Here is a 14,564-nt window from a genome sequence, read left to right on the forward strand (position 1 = left end):
CGGCGTCACGCCCCGGCCGGTACCGGCACGCCCATCACCTCGCGGGCGTGGCGGCTGGGCACCATGCCCAGCCGCCAGGCCTGCCAGCCCGACTCCAGGTGCACCCCGCGCTCCAGAAGCACGCCGTACGCCGTGACGTACTCGGTCAGCTTCTCGTCGCGCAGCGGATGGGCGGTGCGGGCCAGCTGGGCCAGGTCCTCCTGGGCGACGGCGGTGCCCACCTCCACGCCGCCGGGCGCGGCGTAGGGGAGCAGGGTGCAGCGCAGGAAGCGGGCCCAGTCCTCGCCTCGCCGGTCGCCGTACGACGTGAACAGGGCGACCGCCTCGTCGCACAGGGCGAGGGCCTGCTGGGTGCGGGTGTTGCCGGCGTCGACGACGGCCAGCTCCAGGCAGGTCCAGGCCTCGCCGTGGACCACGCCGATGCGCTGGAAGTCGGCGCGGGCGTCGACGAGGAGCTGGCGGGCGAAGCCCGAGTTGCGCAACGAGCCGGTCTGGGCCGCCCGCTGGTCGCGGGTGACACGGGCCGAGTGGTGGCGGGCGCAGGCCAGGCCGTAGACGTCCCGCATCCGGGAGAACATCGTGCGCGAGCGCTCCAGCTCACGGACCGCCTGGTCCAGGGTGCCGGTCTCCTCCAGGGCCTGGCCCAGGTAGTACACCGTCCACGCCTCGCCGCGCGCGTCCTCGTTCTCCCGGTGGCGGGCCGCCGCCCGGCGCAGTCCGTCGACGGCCGGGGAAGCATCGCCGTCCACCAGCCGGGCCCGGGCCAGCTGGGTCAGCGCCCAGGCCTCGCCACGGGCGTCGCGAGTACGGCCGTAGCGGTCCAGCGCCGCCCGCAGCTCCCGCTCCGCCCGCGGTACGTCGCCCATGCGCAGCGCCAGCTGGCCCAGCTGGAAGTGCGCCCAGGCCTCGCCGTGCACCGAACCGCCCTCCCGGTGCAGTACGAGCGAGCGGGTGAGCAGGTCGAGGGCCTCCGACAGCCGTGCGCGGTCGCGCTGCACCGCGGCCAGGGCGTGCATCGTCCACGCCCGGTCGGTGGCCAGCTCGGGGGGAGCCTGGAGATCCAGAGCCTCCTGCAGCTTGGCCGCCGCCTCGGTGAGGTTGCCCTGGTGGTGCAGGGTGATCCCGAGCGAACACAGCGCGCGGGCCGCACCGGCGTCGTGATGCGCCTCCAGGTAGAGGTCGACGACGGAGGTGAGGGTGGTGCGGGCCTTGTCCAGCTCGCCCAGCTGACGGGCCGCGATACCGGTACGCCACTGCACCGAGCGCACCAGCAGGCCCTGGTCCACCGCCTGGGCCAGCTCGCTGATCTCACCGAGCCGGTAGAGGTCGCCGCGCAGCAGGCAGTAGTCGCACAGCGCGCCCAGCAGGTTCTGCACGGCCGCCTGGTCGACGCCCTCCGCGTGCCGCAGGGCCGCCGTGATGAAGCTCGACTCGTCGTCCAGCCAGCGCAGTGCCTCGTCGAGCGAGGTGAAACCGTGCGGGCTGAACCGGTCCGAGCGGGTCGACATGTTCCCGTCGACCAGGCGCAGCACCGAGTCGGCGAGCTCCGCGTAGTTCACGATCAGCCGCTCCTGTGCCGCCGTGCGGTCGGCCGGGGTCTCCTCGTCCAGGAGACGGGACTGGGCGAAGGAGCGGACCAGGTCGTGCAGGCGGTAGCGGCTGCCGCGGACATGGTCGATCAGACCGGCCTGGGCGAGCGTGACCAGATGACGGGTCGCCTCGACCTCGTCGGCGCCCAGCAGGGCGGCCGCGGCCGCCGCGCCCATCGAGGCCCGGCCCGCCAGCGCCAGCCTTCTCAGCAGCCGGCGACCGGGCTCCGACTGGTCGGTGTACCGCAGCCACAGCACCCGCTCCACCGGCCCGACCGGACCGTACGCGCCCAGGTCCGTGGCGAGTTGGAGCGGCGAACGCGGACCCAGCGACGAACCCGCCACCCGCAGCGCCAGCGGCAGCCCGCCGCACAACTCCCGGATCCGGTCCGCGGACTGCGCGTCGTACGGCCCCGACGCCTCCTGGGCCGCCGCGTCCAGCAGCTCCTCCGCGCCGGCCGCGTCCAGCGCCGTGACCGGCAGCCGGTGCACCCAGGCCGGCAGGTCGGCGGGCAGGTCGAGCTGGTTCCGGGCGGTGACCAGGACCAGGCTGTCGGAACGCTCCGGCACCAGGGTGCGCACCTGCTCGGGGTCCGAGGCGTCGTCCAGCACGATCGTCACCGCAAGACCCGTCAGGTGCTGGTGGTACAGCTCGCTCAGCCGCTTGACCTGCTGGTCGGCGGAGGAACGCTCACGGAACAGCAACTGCTCACGCGGGGCGCCCAGCCGGTTGAGCAGATGCAGCAGGGCGTCCCGGGTGGGCAGCGGCGGCTCCTCCTGGCTGTCGCCGCGCAGATCCACGACGACCGCACCCCGGAAGAGGTCCCGCAGCTCGTGGGTGGCCCGGACCGCGAGCGCGGTACGGCCGGACCCGGGCTCCCCGTGCAGGACCACGACCGTCGGACGGGTCTCGGTGGCCGCCCGGGCCGCCTGCGCCCACTGCCGGATCCGCGCCAGCTCCTGCTGCCGGCCGGCGAACGGGCCGTCCGGAGTGGGCAGTTGACCGAACGACTGCTGCAGCACCGTACGCCTGCGGGCCGCCGCGCTCTTGTCCGCGCCGCGCAGCCCGGGACCCTGCTTCTTCGGCCCGGTGGAGGCGCTGAGCACCCGCTGCTGATCGAGGAACGGCCGGATGCCCCGCACCTCCAGCGCGGTCAGCCACTGCAGCCGCAGCTGCTCGGGACCGCCGGGCTGACCGGCCGCGCCGGCGTGGTGATGCGCGGCGGGCAGATGGGAACCGGCGACCTTGACGACCGTGGCGGCCGCGCCGATCACCCCCGCGGCCACGCCCGCGCCGAGGGCCGTGGCCGCCCCGGTGCCCAGGGAGAGGTCGGCGACGGTGGCGGCGACCGCCGCGACGGCCGCGACCAGCAGGGGAGTTCCGGAGCCCTCCTTGGCGTAGCGCCGGCCGAAGCTCGGCCGGCCCGCCTCCGTCTCGTCGAGGGCGAGGGTGTACGCCGCGTACTCCTCGGCGGCCGTCCGCTCCATCTCCTCCAGCCCGCCGCGCGCACGGGACAGCAGCACCTGTCCGTCGACACGGCCGCCCGAACGGCGGACCTCCTCCTCGACGGCCCGCACCAGCAGCCGATCGGCTTCCGCCTGATGGGCGTCCCGCATGTCCCGTCCCCCTCCAGCGGCAACTCCTTTGTCTACAAGTGTCCTTGCGAAGGGTCGCGATGGCGAGGGGGCGACGATCAGGCGATCGGTGAGGGTTCGGTGGTGGTCCCGGCTACCGGGCGGCCCGGCCGGGCTGGGGAACCATCCGGCCCCACCCCTTCGACAGGGCCAGGTACACGCAGGCCGCCGCCAGCCCCGCCTCCGCCACGGCGCTCGCCAGCGCCTCCAGCAGCGCCGTGCCCATGGGCGACGTCGTTATGTCGAACCACGCGTCCAGGACCGCGACCGATGCCGTCGCCGACGCGGTGAGGCGGGCCCGGGCATCGCCGCGCAGGCCCAGCACCGCCGTGGCCGCGCAGCCCGCCGCCATCAGGACGTCCAGCCCGATCCAGGCCAGCGACCAGTTGTGCACCTCGGTCCTGGTGGGCAGCGTCTGCGCCAGCACCACCATCCACGGGACGAGCAGCACAGCGGACGATCCGAGAAGGATCAGTGCCCACCGCTTCAGCCGCCTCATCCGCTTCGTCCTTCGGGTCCGCATCGCCGTCAACCCGTCCAACACCTGATCCCCCTCGTCTTGTTCCGGATCCGTGGCTGTGGAACCTGTGAATCGCCCGGCACCTCCGCCATGCCCCCACGCTAGACCGCAGAGAAAATTCTGCAAAGAAAACTCGGCAGACATCGGGGAGGGATCCGGGGAAGGGTCAGGGATGTCTCAGGGTTCGCGGGGCCGGGGTTACCGTGGCCGCATGACCGACGGCACGCCCCGGACGGCCGGAGTACCCGAGCCCGCCGCACACGCCGAGATGCCCGCCGCAGACACCGAGATGACCAGCCTGGAGCGCACCGCCCTCTACAAGTCGCTCGGCAACCCCCTGCGCCGCCGGATCCTCGACTACCTCGGCCGGCACGGCGAGGCGAACTCCACCGTGCTCGCCAGGGAGCTGGGGGAGAGCTCCGGCACCACCAGCTACCACCTGCGCAAACTCGCCGAGCAGAAGCTCATCGAGGAGATCCCGGAGAAGTCGGGCGGCCGGGAGCGCTGGTGGCGGAACCTGCCCTTCAGCCACACCACACCCGACCCGGCCACGATGACGACCGAGGAGTACGCGGCGGCCGAGCACCTCGCCCTCCTCAAGATCGAGGTCGACACCAGGCTCTTCCGCCGCGCCCACGAGGAGTACCGCGGCCCGCAGGGCTGGGCCCAGGTCCAGCGCACCGGCACCTGGATGACGAAGGCCGACCTCCACGACTTCGTACGCGCCTACAAGGAACTGCTCGACCGCTACAGCCACCCCGACGACGCCGTCCCCGAGGGGGCACGCCGGGTGAATCTGCGCTTCTATGCGGCGCCGGACACGGGGGACGAGGGGAACGGTGACGTGTCGCGTTCACGGTGACCTGCAGACTGCTCGATCGTTTTTGTGAATGTCGAGCTGGATGTCGAATGGGGGGCCAGTGAGCGACCTTGTCGCGTTTCAACAGACCGGGCTTGTTCCGGTGGCGTCGTACGCCCGTACGTCCGAGGACTTCCGCCAGCGGGACGGGCATGGAGTACGCCACCAGTTGCGGATCAACGAGCGGACCGCACAGCAGCGGGGATGCCGAGTCGTCGCCACATATACCGACAACGGTCGCAGTGCCACCCGGCCGGGAGTGACGAGACCCGGATTCGACCGCCTGATCGCAGACCTGGCGCGTGGGTGCACAGCCGTCGGCCAGGAGATCCGCGGGGTGGTCTGTGTCGCGGACGACCGTTTGTACCGCCGTCCGGAGGACCTCGCCCGGTTCTACGCTGCGCTTACCGCACAAGAGGGACGCGTCTATCTTGACCCGCGAGGCGCTCGCGACCCCTATTCGAAGGACGGGCTTCTGCAGGCCGTGCGGGCACTGGAAGCTGCTGTCACGGAAACACAGGTCCGGAGCCAGAGGATTGTGAACTGGCACTGGGCCCGAGCAGTGGAAGGTGTGCCCCACAGCGGACCGCGGCCATTCGGGTGGCAGGAAGACAGGATCACGCTGCACCCCTACGAGGCGGCGCTTGTCCAACAGGCGATCAGTGACCGCATCGGCGGCAAGGCGGCCCGGGCCATCGCCCGGGACTGGTGTGACCTCGGTGTCACCGGGACCCGAGGGGGCAGGCCCAATGCGCAGACCGTCACACAGATCATGACGGCACCGAGGGTGTGTGGCTACAGAGCAAACAGAGGCCTGCTGCTGTTGGTTCCTGAGACGAGGGAGCCGGTATCGGGGCAGTGGAAGCCGATCGTGACGCCCGAGCAGTGGCGGGCCGTGTGCGCGACGTTCTCCCCGGGCAGCCTGTATCTGCACAGGGGAAGTGGGACTCCGAGGCTCACCGAGGGGAAGCCGAAGCCGCGCAGTCTCGGTTCTGGCCTTCTGCGGTGCGGGACGGAGCGGCCCGATGGTACGGAGTGTCGCGGTGCCATGTGTACGCAGAAGGGACGGAGCAAGCGGAGTCCCTACGTCTACACGTGCCGTGCGTGCGGGAGATGCAGTATCAGCGGGCCGCTGGCGGACGAAGCCCTGGAGCGGCTCCTGCTTTCCGATGCGCCGGTGCACGCGTCGCCGTCGAACTCTGTGCGTCGACGCTGGACGGCCGGCGAAATGGGTCTGGATGAGAAGCGTGGCATCATCCGGTCTGTTCTGGACTGCTGCGTCGTCCGTCCGGGGGTGAAGGGGGATCCCTCCTGGGATCACACCCGAGTGCAGCCTGTATGGCGTTGCGCGGCTCAAGCGGAGGCGGCGGCCGGTTGAGAGACGGTCCGGCGCGGGGCGAGCGGAAGTCCGTGGGGGGAGCCCGTGGGGGAGGATGGGGGTATGCCGAACCGACTGGCTCACGAGACGTCCCCCTATCTCCTTCAGCATGCCGACAACCCCGTCGACTGGTGGCCCTGGTCGGGGGAGGCGTTCCAGGAGGCGCGACGGCGAGGGGTTCCGGTGCTGCTCAGCGTCGGCTATTCGAGTTGCCACTGGTGTCACGTTCTCGCACATGAGAGCTTCGAGGACGAGGCGACGGCAGCCTTTATGAACGAGCACTTCGTCAGCGTCAAGGTCGACCGTGAGGAGCGGCCGGACGTCGACGCCGTCTACATGGAGGCCGTGCAGGCCGCCACGGGGCAGGGCGGCTGGCCCATGACCGTGTTTCTCACTCCGGACGCCGAACCCTTCTACTTCGGCACGTACTTCCCGCCCGCCCCACGCCACGGCATGCCCTCCTTCCGGCAGGTGCTGGAGGGGGTCCGGGGTGCCTGGGCCGACCGGCGGGACGAGGTCGCCGAGGTCGCCGGGAAGATCGTCCGTGACCTCGCCCAGCGGGAGCTGGCCCACCAGGGCGGCCGCCCGCCCGGTGAGCAGGAGCTCTCCCAGGCGCTGCTCGGGCTCACCCGCGAGTACGACCCGCAGCGCGGCGGGTTCGGCGGTGCCCCCAAGTTCCCGCCGTCCATGGTGATCGAGTTCCTGCTTCGGCACCACGCCCGGACCGGTTCCGAGGGCGCGCTGCAGATGGCCGCGGACACCTGTGAGCGGATGGCCCGCGGCGGCCTCTACGACCAGCTCGGCGGCGGCTTCGCCCGTTACTCCGTCGACCGCGACTGGGTCGTGCCGCACTTCGAGAAGATGCTGTACGACAACGCCCTGCTGTGCCGGGTGTACGCCCACCTGTGGCGGGCCACCGGGTCCGAGCTGGCCCGCCGGGTCGCCCTGGAGACCGCCGACTTCATGGTCCGCGAACTGCGCACCGCCGAGGGCGGGTTCGCCTCGGCGCTGGACGCCGACAGTGACGACGGGAGCGGACGGCACGTCGAGGGCGCGTACTACGCGTGGACGCCCGCCCAGCTCCGCGAGGTCCTCGGCGACGACGCCGACCTCGCCGCCCAGTACTTCGGCGTCACCGAGGAGGGCACCTTCGAGCACGGGCAGTCGGTCCTGCAACTCCCGCAGCAGGAGGGCGTGTTCGATGCCGCGCGGATCGAGTCCGTCAAGCGGCGGCTGCTGGCCGCCCGCGCGGAGCGCCCCGCCCCGGGCCGTGACGACAAGGTCGTCGCCGCCTGGAACGGCCTCGCCGTCGCCGCTCTCGCCGAGACCGGCGCCTACTTCGACCGCCCCGACCTGGTCGAGGCCGCCGTCGGCGCAGCGGATCTCCTCGTCCGGCTCCATCTCGACGACCACGCGCGGCTCGCCCGCACCAGTCGGGACGGCAGGGTCGGCGCCAACGCGGGCGTGCTGGAGGACTACGGCGATGTCGCCGAGGGCTTCCTCGCGCTCGCGTCTGTGACCGGCGAGGGCGTCTGGCTGGAGTTCGCCGGGCTCCTCCTCGACCATGTCCTGGTCCGCTTCACCGACCAGGAGAACCCGGAGACCGGCGCCCTCTACGACACGGCCGCCGACGCCGAGCAGCTGATCCGGCGCCCGCAGGACCCGACCGACAACGCCACGCCCTCCGGGTGGACCGCCGCCGCCGGCGCCCTGCTCGGCTATGCGGCCCACACCGGTGCCGAACCTCATCGCACCGCCGCGGAAAGGGCGTTGGGGATCGTGGGCACGCTCGGACCGCGTGTGCCGCGCTTCATCGGGTGGGGGCTCGCCGTCGCCGAGGCGCTGCTGGACGGTCCGCGCGAGGTGGCGATCGTGGGGCCGGACGCGGCGGATCCCCGCACGGCCGACCTGCACCGCACGGCACTTCTGGGCACCGCGCCCGGCGCGGTCGTGGCCGTGGGGACTCCGGAGAGCGATGAGTTCCCGTTGCTCGCGGGGCGGCCGCTCGTCGGCGGGGAGGCGGCCGCGTACGTGTGCCGCAACTTCACGTGTGACGCGCCGACCGTCGACCCGGAGCGGCTGAGGGCGGCACTCGGGCGCTGAGGTCCGCCGAAGTCTGTGGGTGCATCGTCGGCTGCCGGTGAGTGGGAGCTGGTCGCGCAGTTCCTCCCCCAGCCTTCGGCCGGGGGTACCCCCAGCACCCCTTACGGGGCACCAGAGCGCGCTTTCCGGTCGTTGGGCCGAAACATGCCATTTATCAGCCGAGTTCACGCTCTTCACATCACCCTCATAGGATCCCCCCATCGCCGTGACGGGTGTGACCCGCCGTCACGGTTGGGGTGGGATGGGTGTGAAGACTCTGTAAGTGAAGTTCGAGCTTTGTGTGATCGCTGTTCACCCATGAGCCCCTAGCATCGCTGGAGCAGTGCCCGGTTCTGTCTTATTTCGGGCCGTGGCAGTCGTGTTATGTGGGGGGAGAGCGCAACTTTGTCCGAGTTCTTCGACCAGGTCTGGTCGTGGATCGTCGAGGCTGTGGGGGAAACTTCGTGGCGAGAGCTGATGCCGCTGGGGCTTGCCGGACTGTTCGTCTGGGCGCTCTGGCTGTACCGAGCGGTGCTCTCCCGGTTCGCCAAGCCAGTCGTCAACAACTTCCGTACCAGCGTGTCCGTGGTGGTCCCGGCCTATAGGGAAGACCCGGAGATCCTGCTGGAGTGCCTGGAGACCTGGCTCGCCCAGGATCCCGCCGAGATCATCATCGTCCCCGACGTCGAGGACCACGAGGTACTGCACCGGCTGTCGCTGGTGGAGGACCCCCGGGTCCGGGTGCTCGCCTTCGAACACAGGGGGAAACGTTCCGCCCTGGGGGTCGGCATACGGGCCGCCACGAGCGAGCTCCTCGTCCTGGTGGACTCCGACACCCGCTGGGAGCCGGGGCTGCTGGACGCCGTGCAGATGCCGTTCGCCGACCCCACGGTCGGCGGGGTGGGCACCCAGCAGAACGTCTACCAACGCACCACCAGCGTCTGGCGCCGTATCGCCGACTGGCTGGTCAACCTCCGTTACTACGACTACGTTCCGGCCATGGGCCGGGCCGGAGCCGTGGCCTGTCTGTCCGGCCGTACCGCGGCCTACCGCCGCGCGGCCGTCCTGCCCGTGCTGGAGAACCTGGAGAACGAGTTCTTCCTCGGCCGCCGTTGTGTGGCGGGCGACGACGGCAGGCTGACCTGGCTGGTCCTCGCCTCGGGCTACAAGACCGTGCACCAGTCCTCCGCGCGGGCGGTCTCCATGTTCCCGTCGTCCTTCCGGGCCTTCGTGAAGCAGCGCGTCCGGTGGAGCCGCAACTCCTACCGGTGCTACCTGACCGCGCTGTACAAGGGCTGGCTGTGGCGGGTCCCGCTGGTCACCAAGATCACCGTGCTGCAGATCCTGCTGACCCCGGTGACCATGGGCATGGCCCTCGGCTATCTGCTGCTGAGCCGGCTGGACTTCAGCGGCCGCGGCATCGTCCTGACCCTGATCTGGCTGCTGCTGGGCCGTGCCGTCCGCGGCTACTCGCACCTGCGCAGGCACCCGCAGGAGATCTTCCTGCTGCCGCTGACCGCCCTCGTGGTCATCATGATCTCGCTGCCGATCAAGCTGTACGCCTTCGTCACCATGAACAAGCAGGGCTGGCTCACCCGCAGCAGCACCAGCATCGGGGGCGAGGGCCAGAGCGCGGCCACGCTCACCGGATCCGCCGGCGGCGGCCAGAGCCACTCCGCCCTCCAGCCCGAGGTGATCTGACGCCATGGCGACCCCTCTCATGACGAATCTCCTGACGAAGAGAAGACCCGGCCCCGGCACCCGGCTGCGCCGGGCCGGTGCCAGAACGGCGGCCGCGCTGGGCGCCTTCGCGGTGGCGGCGACGCTGCTGCTGGGCACCTCGGCCACGGCCCACGCCGACGGGGACGGCGACAAGAAGCAGAAACTGGCCGCCGAGGACGCGGAGACCCAGGCCGCGCTGGTCGCCGACGAGGACCACCGGCTCAACCAGGTACGGGCGTTCACCTCGGTGGCGCCCCTGCAGAGCACCAAGTGGACCGTGCCGTACCGGCTGGACACCGACAACGGGTACACCCTGGTACTCACCCAGCGCAGCAACGCCTACACCATCGCCGACCTGCTGAAACTCGCCCCGCAGACCTTCGTGCGGCGCAAGGACGGCTCGTATCTGCTGACCGAGAACATCTACCTCAACGTCGGCGCCAAGCTGAAGCTGTCCAACCCGGGTGGCCTCACCCTGCGGATGGCCAGCAACCGCACCGGCTTCGTCTCCATCGTCTCCTTCGGCGGCGAACTGACCCTCCAGGGCACCTCCCAGGCGCCGCTGACCATCACCAGCTGGGACCCGCAGGCCAACAAGGCCGACAGCGACGTCCGGGACGGCCGCGCCTACATCCGCACCATCGGCGGCCAGTTCGAGATGACGCACGCCAAACTCGCGAACCTGGGGTTCTGGAGCGGCCGCACCGGCGGGCTCAGCCTCACCGGCACCGACCGGCCGAACACCGGCTCGCTTGAGGACATGGGCCAGGTGCACGGCAAGACCGCGCGTGAGCGGGCCGACCAGCAGGGCAACCAGGACGACCAGAACACCAGCAGCGGTGACGTCACGGCCATGCCCTCGGGTGCACTGACCACTCCCGACGCCCGCTTCTCGACCGGCGGTCTCTCCTACGTCTCCGGGTCGATCACGCACTCGACCATCACCGGCAACGCCTTCGGGATCTTCATCTCCAGCGCGACGGGGATCGAGATCAGCGACACGACCGTGGCGGACAGTCTGGAGGACGGGGTGGTGCTGCACCGGTTCGTCTCCAGCTCGCTCGTGCAGCGCACGGTCGCGAAGGACAACGGCGGCGACGGCTTCATCCTCTCCCGGGCCACCCAGCAGGTGCGGATCAGCGGCTCCACCGCCGAGGGCAACGGCGGCAACGGCTACACGCTCAGCGGCAAGCCCCTCGCGGACGGCCCCTCCGCCTCCGGGCAGGCCGTCGACAGCTACGGCTCCAACTCGGTCGCCAACAGCGTGGCCAAGGACAACGGCCGGTACGGCGTCGAGGTGCTGGGCGGTTTCGACGTCGGGGTGCAGAACAACCGCATCGAGGGCGGTGACATGGGCATCGTGGCCCGCCTGGCCGCGGACAAGGTGTCCATCACCGGCAACCGCCTGACCGGCCAGAACCGGCAGGGCATCTCGGTACGCGACGGGGTCACCGACGCCACCGTCACCGGCAACATCATCGACGGGCCGGAGACCGGGGTGTACGTGCGCGACTCGGCCGCCGAGATACGCGGCAACACCGTCCAGGACGCCACCAACCACGGGGTCAGCCTGGTCGGCGGCGTGGACGGCACGACGGTCTCGTTCAACGTGATCGGCGGGGTCGGCCCCAGCGCGCTGGACTCCAGCCGCTCCCACGGCGGTGCCTCCATCAAGGAGAACCAGACCTTCGCCTGGTACGACACCAGCTCCTTCTGGGTCAAGGTCAAGCACTACGCGAGCCCGATGACCCTGCTGTGGACGGGCATCCTGCTTCTCATCCTGTTCTCGGCCGCCATGGGCCGGCGCAGGCGTCGGGCGAGCGGGCGGGGCGCCGGCATCGTCCACCCGTACTCCGACAAGGCGCCGCTGCCGGCCCCGCCGCCGGACGAGATCGCCGTGGCGGGCCGCCGACGGGAGCCGGTGATGAGCGAATGAGCGACGGCATCCCGGCGGCGCCCGGTGGTGACGGCGTACCCGGTGACGGCGCACCCGGTGTCGGCGCACCCGGTGCCGGCGGGCCGGGCGACGGCGGTGGTGGTCCGGCGGGCGAGCCCGTCGCGGAGCGGCTGCGCCGGATCTGGCTCTCCGGCGGACCGCCGCTGTGGGTGGCCTCGGCCGCCCTGGTGATCTCGGTGGTGGCGCTGATCGTGGCGGGGGTCTCCGCCGGTGACGACCGGCCCGTCGTGTACGGCGCCGGTCCCACCACCGGTCCCACCATCCCGGTCGCCGAGCCGACCGACGACACCGACGGCGCGGACGGCTCAGGTGCCACGGCCTCCGACCCGGCACCGAGCGGTACGGCGGCCACCGACGAGCCGGCCACGCCCACCGCGACCGGCTCGGCCGCGGCCGTGGCCTCCGGACCGGTGAAGTGCCCGGCCGCCACCGTCACCGTCAGCGATGCCAAGTCCCTCAAGGACGCGCTGGACCAGGCCCGGCCCGGCGATGTCATCAAGATGCAGGACGGGGTCTACGCGGACCGCTTCACCGCCGCCACCCCCGGTACGGCGGACCGTCCGATCTTCCTGTGCGGCGGCCCCGGCGCGGTGATCGACGCGGGGGGCGTCGACGGCGGCTACGCCTTCCACCTGGACGGCGCCAGCCACTGGCGGCTGATCGGCTTCACCGTGCGCAACGGCCAGAAGGGGGTCATGGCCGACGGGGTCCAGGGCACCGTCATCCAGGGCCTGACCGTCGAGAACATCGGCGACGAGGGCATCCACCTGCGCGACTTCAGCTCCGGCAACGTGGTCGAGGACAACACCGTCCGCGCCACGGGCAAGCGCAAGGAGACGTTCGGCGAGGGCATCTACGTCGGGTCCGCGGAGTCCAACTGGTGCACCGTCACCGGCTGCAAGCCCGACAAGAGCGACGACAACGTGATCCGCGGCAACCACGTCAGCGACACCACCGCGGAGTCCGTCGACATCAAGGAGGGCACCACAGGGGGCTCTCTTCTCGGCAACACCTTCGACGGCGCCGACCTCAGCGGAGGTCACAACGACTCCTGGGTCGACGTCAAGGGCAACAACTGGCTGATCAAGGGCAACGTCGGCAGCCACTCCCGTGAGGACGGCTTCCAGACCCACCGGATCCTCGACGGCTGGGGCACCGGAAACGTGTTCCAGGCCAACACCGCGCAGGTGGACGGCCCCGGCTACGGCTTCCACTTCGCGCCCGTCGAGAACAACAAGGTCACCTGCGACAACAAGGTCAGCGACGCGGCGAAGGGCCTCGCCAACGTCGCCTGTTCCTCCTGACGGCGAGGGGCCCGGTCCGCACCCGGGCCCCACGTGGCCGCAGTTCCCTCTTCCCTCTCCTTCACCCACTTCACCCACGCGCGTCTTCGGCATGCGCGCTTTCCGCTCGGACATCCCCTCGGAGGCATCATGGACACTCTTCCCGCCGCCACTGACGGCACTGCCGCCACCGTCGGCACCGACGCTCCCCGCCTGACCGTCATCGGCACCGGCTATCTGGGCGCCACGCACGCCGTGTGCATGGCGGAGCTCGGCTACGAGGTGCTCGGCGTCGACGTGGATCCCGGCAAGATCGAGCTGCTGAGAGCCGGGCAGGTACCGTTCTTCGAGCCAGGGCTGCCCGAACTCCTGGTCAAGGCGCAGGAGTCAGGCCGGCTGCACTTCACGACCAGCCTCGCGGAGGCCGCGGAGTTCGGCGACATCCACTTCATCTGCGTGGGCACCCCGCAGCAGCCCGGTTCCTACGCCGCGGACCTGCGCTACGTGGAGGGCGCGGTGACCGAGCTGGCCCGGCATCTGCACCGCCGGGCCCTGGTGGTCGGGAAGTCGACGGTGCCGGTGGGCACCGCGGCCCGCCTCGCGGAGCTGGTCCGGAGCACCGCCCCGGCCGGGGACGCCGTGGAGCTGGCCTGGAACCCGGAGTTCCTGCGGGAGGGCTTCGCGGTGGACGACACCCTCCACCCCGACCGGCTGGTGTTCGGCACCGAGTCCGCGTGGGCGGAGCAGCAGCTGCGCGCGGCGTTCGCGCCCGTCATCGCCCAGGGCACCCCGGTGGTGGTCGCCGACCTGCCGACCGCCGAACTGGTCAAGGTCGCCGCCAACTCCTTCCTCGCCACGAAGATCTCGTACATCAACGCCATGGCGGAGGTCTGCGAGGCCACCGGCGCCGACGTGCACCGGCTGGCGGAGGCGCTGGCCTACGACGACCGGATCGGGGGCCGGTTCCTGAAGCCGGGGCTGGGCTTCGGCGGCGGCTGCCTGCCCAAGGACATCAGGGCGTTCATCCACCGCGCCGAGGAACTGGACGTCGCCCAGGCGGTCGCCTTCCTGCGCGAGGTGGACGCGATCAACCAGCGGCGCCGGGCCCGCACCGTGGACCTGGTCCGCGAGCTGGTCGGCGGTGATCTCGCCGGGAAGAAGGTGGCCGCGCTGGGGGCGGCCTTCAAGCCCGACTCCGACGACATCCGGGACGCCCCGGCGCTGGACGTCGCCGCCACGCTGCACCGGGCCGGCGCCCGGGTGACGGTCTACGACCCGGTGGCGATGGACAACGCCCGCCGCGTCCACCCCGAACTGGACTACGGGACCGACGCGCTGCAGACCGCCGCGGGCGCCGATGTCGTGGTCCTGCTCACCGAGTGGACGCAGTTCCGGGAGATCGACCCGGAGGCCATGGGTTCCGTGGTGAGCCGGCGCCGGGTCGTGGACGGCCGGCACGCCCTCGACCCGGCCCAGTGGCGCGCGGCCGGCTGGGAGTACCGGGCGCTGGGCCGCAACTGACCCCGGACCGGCACCGGT

The 14,564-nt window shown here is 71.3% G+C and carries 9 protein-coding genes; 7 read left to right on the forward strand and 2 right to left on the reverse strand.

Annotated elements, in window-relative coordinates:
- Nucleotides 1-5: 5 nt before the first annotated feature.
- Nucleotides 6-3,206 (reverse strand): tetratricopeptide repeat protein, encoded by a 3,201-nt coding sequence (locus KVT45_RS25530; protein ID WP_217551245.1) that lies wholly within the window; start codon nucleotides 3,204-3,206, stop codon nucleotides 6-8.
- Nucleotides 3,207-3,318: 112 nt separating this feature from the next.
- A complete protein-coding gene (locus KVT45_RS25535) occupies nucleotides 3,319-3,723 on the reverse strand; it encodes a hypothetical protein (protein WP_217551247.1) in 405 nt (134 codons plus the stop codon).
- A gap of 232 nt (nucleotides 3,724-3,955) precedes the next feature.
- On the opposite strand from KVT45_RS25535, the gene KVT45_RS25540 reads away from it, so the two are divergent.
- The 7 genes from KVT45_RS25540 to KVT45_RS25570 all read left to right on the forward strand — a co-directional run bounded on the left by KVT45_RS25540 (nucleotide 3,956) and on the right by KVT45_RS25570 (nucleotide 14,546).
- Nucleotides 3,956-4,606, forward strand: coding sequence for a helix-turn-helix transcriptional regulator (locus KVT45_RS25540; protein ID WP_217551249.1), 651 nt, complete (start codon nucleotides 3,956-3,958; stop codon nucleotides 4,604-4,606).
- A gap of 40 nt (nucleotides 4,607-4,646) precedes the next feature.
- Nucleotides 4,647-5,981 carry a recombinase family protein gene (locus KVT45_RS58465; RefSeq protein ID WP_368857557.1) on the forward strand — a complete coding sequence of 445 codons (1,335 nt, stop codon included), beginning with the start codon at nucleotides 4,647-4,649 and terminating at the stop codon, nucleotides 5,979-5,981.
- Between the two features lie 63 nt (nucleotides 5,982-6,044).
- Nucleotides 6,045-8,084 carry a thioredoxin domain-containing protein gene (locus tag KVT45_RS25550; RefSeq protein WP_217551252.1) on the forward strand — a complete coding sequence of 680 codons (2,040 nt, stop codon included), beginning with the start codon at nucleotides 6,045-6,047 and terminating at the stop codon, nucleotides 8,082-8,084.
- Between the two features lie 384 nt (nucleotides 8,085-8,468).
- Nucleotides 8,469-9,764: a glycosyltransferase family 2 protein gene (locus KVT45_RS25555; protein WP_254647332.1), complete on the forward strand. Its 1,296-nt coding sequence runs from the start codon at nucleotides 8,469-8,471 to the stop codon at nucleotides 9,762-9,764.
- Between the two features lie 4 nt (nucleotides 9,765-9,768).
- On the forward strand, nucleotides 9,769-11,721 hold the full coding sequence (locus KVT45_RS25560; protein ID WP_254647333.1) for a right-handed parallel beta-helix repeat-containing protein: 1,953 nt from the start codon (nucleotides 9,769-9,771) through the stop codon (nucleotides 11,719-11,721).
- On the forward strand, nucleotides 11,718-13,046 hold the full coding sequence (locus KVT45_RS25565; protein WP_217551256.1) for a nitrous oxide reductase family maturation protein NosD: 1,329 nt from the start codon (nucleotides 11,718-11,720) through the stop codon (nucleotides 13,044-13,046). The genes KVT45_RS25560 and KVT45_RS25565 overlap by 4 nt, the downstream gene beginning before the upstream one ends.
- 129 nt (nucleotides 13,047-13,175) lie before the next feature.
- Nucleotides 13,176-14,546 (forward strand): UDP-glucose/GDP-mannose dehydrogenase family protein, encoded by a 1,371-nt coding sequence (locus tag KVT45_RS25570; protein WP_217551257.1) that lies wholly within the window; start codon nucleotides 13,176-13,178, stop codon nucleotides 14,544-14,546.
- Nucleotides 14,547-14,564: the final 18 nt, after the last annotated feature.

The sequence above is a fragment of the Streptomyces sp. GbtcB6 genome (assembly GCF_019091475.1).
GTDB classification, from domain to species: Bacteria; Actinomycetota; Actinomycetes; order Streptomycetales; family Streptomycetaceae; genus Streptomyces; species Streptomyces hyaluromycini.

What these genes read in the sequence shown, in the direction of transcription:
- KVT45_RS58465 (WP_368857557.1), top strand. Translation starts at nt 4,647, where the DNA reads ATGTCGAATGGGGGGCCAGTGAGCGACCTTGTCGCGTTTCAACAGACC.
- KVT45_RS25540 (WP_217551249.1), top strand. Translation starts at nt 3,956, where the DNA reads ATGACCGACGGCACGCCCCGGACGGCCGGAGTACCCGAGCCCGCCGCA.
- KVT45_RS25530 (WP_217551245.1), bottom strand. Translation starts at nt 3,206, where the DNA reads ATGCGGGACGCCCATCAGGCGGAAGCCGATCGGCTGCTGGTGCGGGCC.
- KVT45_RS25560 (WP_254647333.1), top strand. Translation starts at nt 9,769, where the DNA reads ATGGCGACCCCTCTCATGACGAATCTCCTGACGAAGAGAAGACCCGGC.
- KVT45_RS25570 (WP_217551257.1), top strand. Translation starts at nt 13,176, where the DNA reads ATGGACACTCTTCCCGCCGCCACTGACGGCACTGCCGCCACCGTCGGC.
- KVT45_RS25565 (WP_217551256.1), top strand. Translation starts at nt 11,718, where the DNA reads ATGAGCGACGGCATCCCGGCGGCGCCCGGTGGTGACGGCGTACCCGGT.
- KVT45_RS25535 (WP_217551247.1), bottom strand. Translation starts at nt 3,723, where the DNA reads ATGAGGCGGCTGAAGCGGTGGGCACTGATCCTTCTCGGATCGTCCGCT.
- KVT45_RS25550 (WP_217551252.1), top strand. Translation starts at nt 6,045, where the DNA reads ATGCCGAACCGACTGGCTCACGAGACGTCCCCCTATCTCCTTCAGCAT.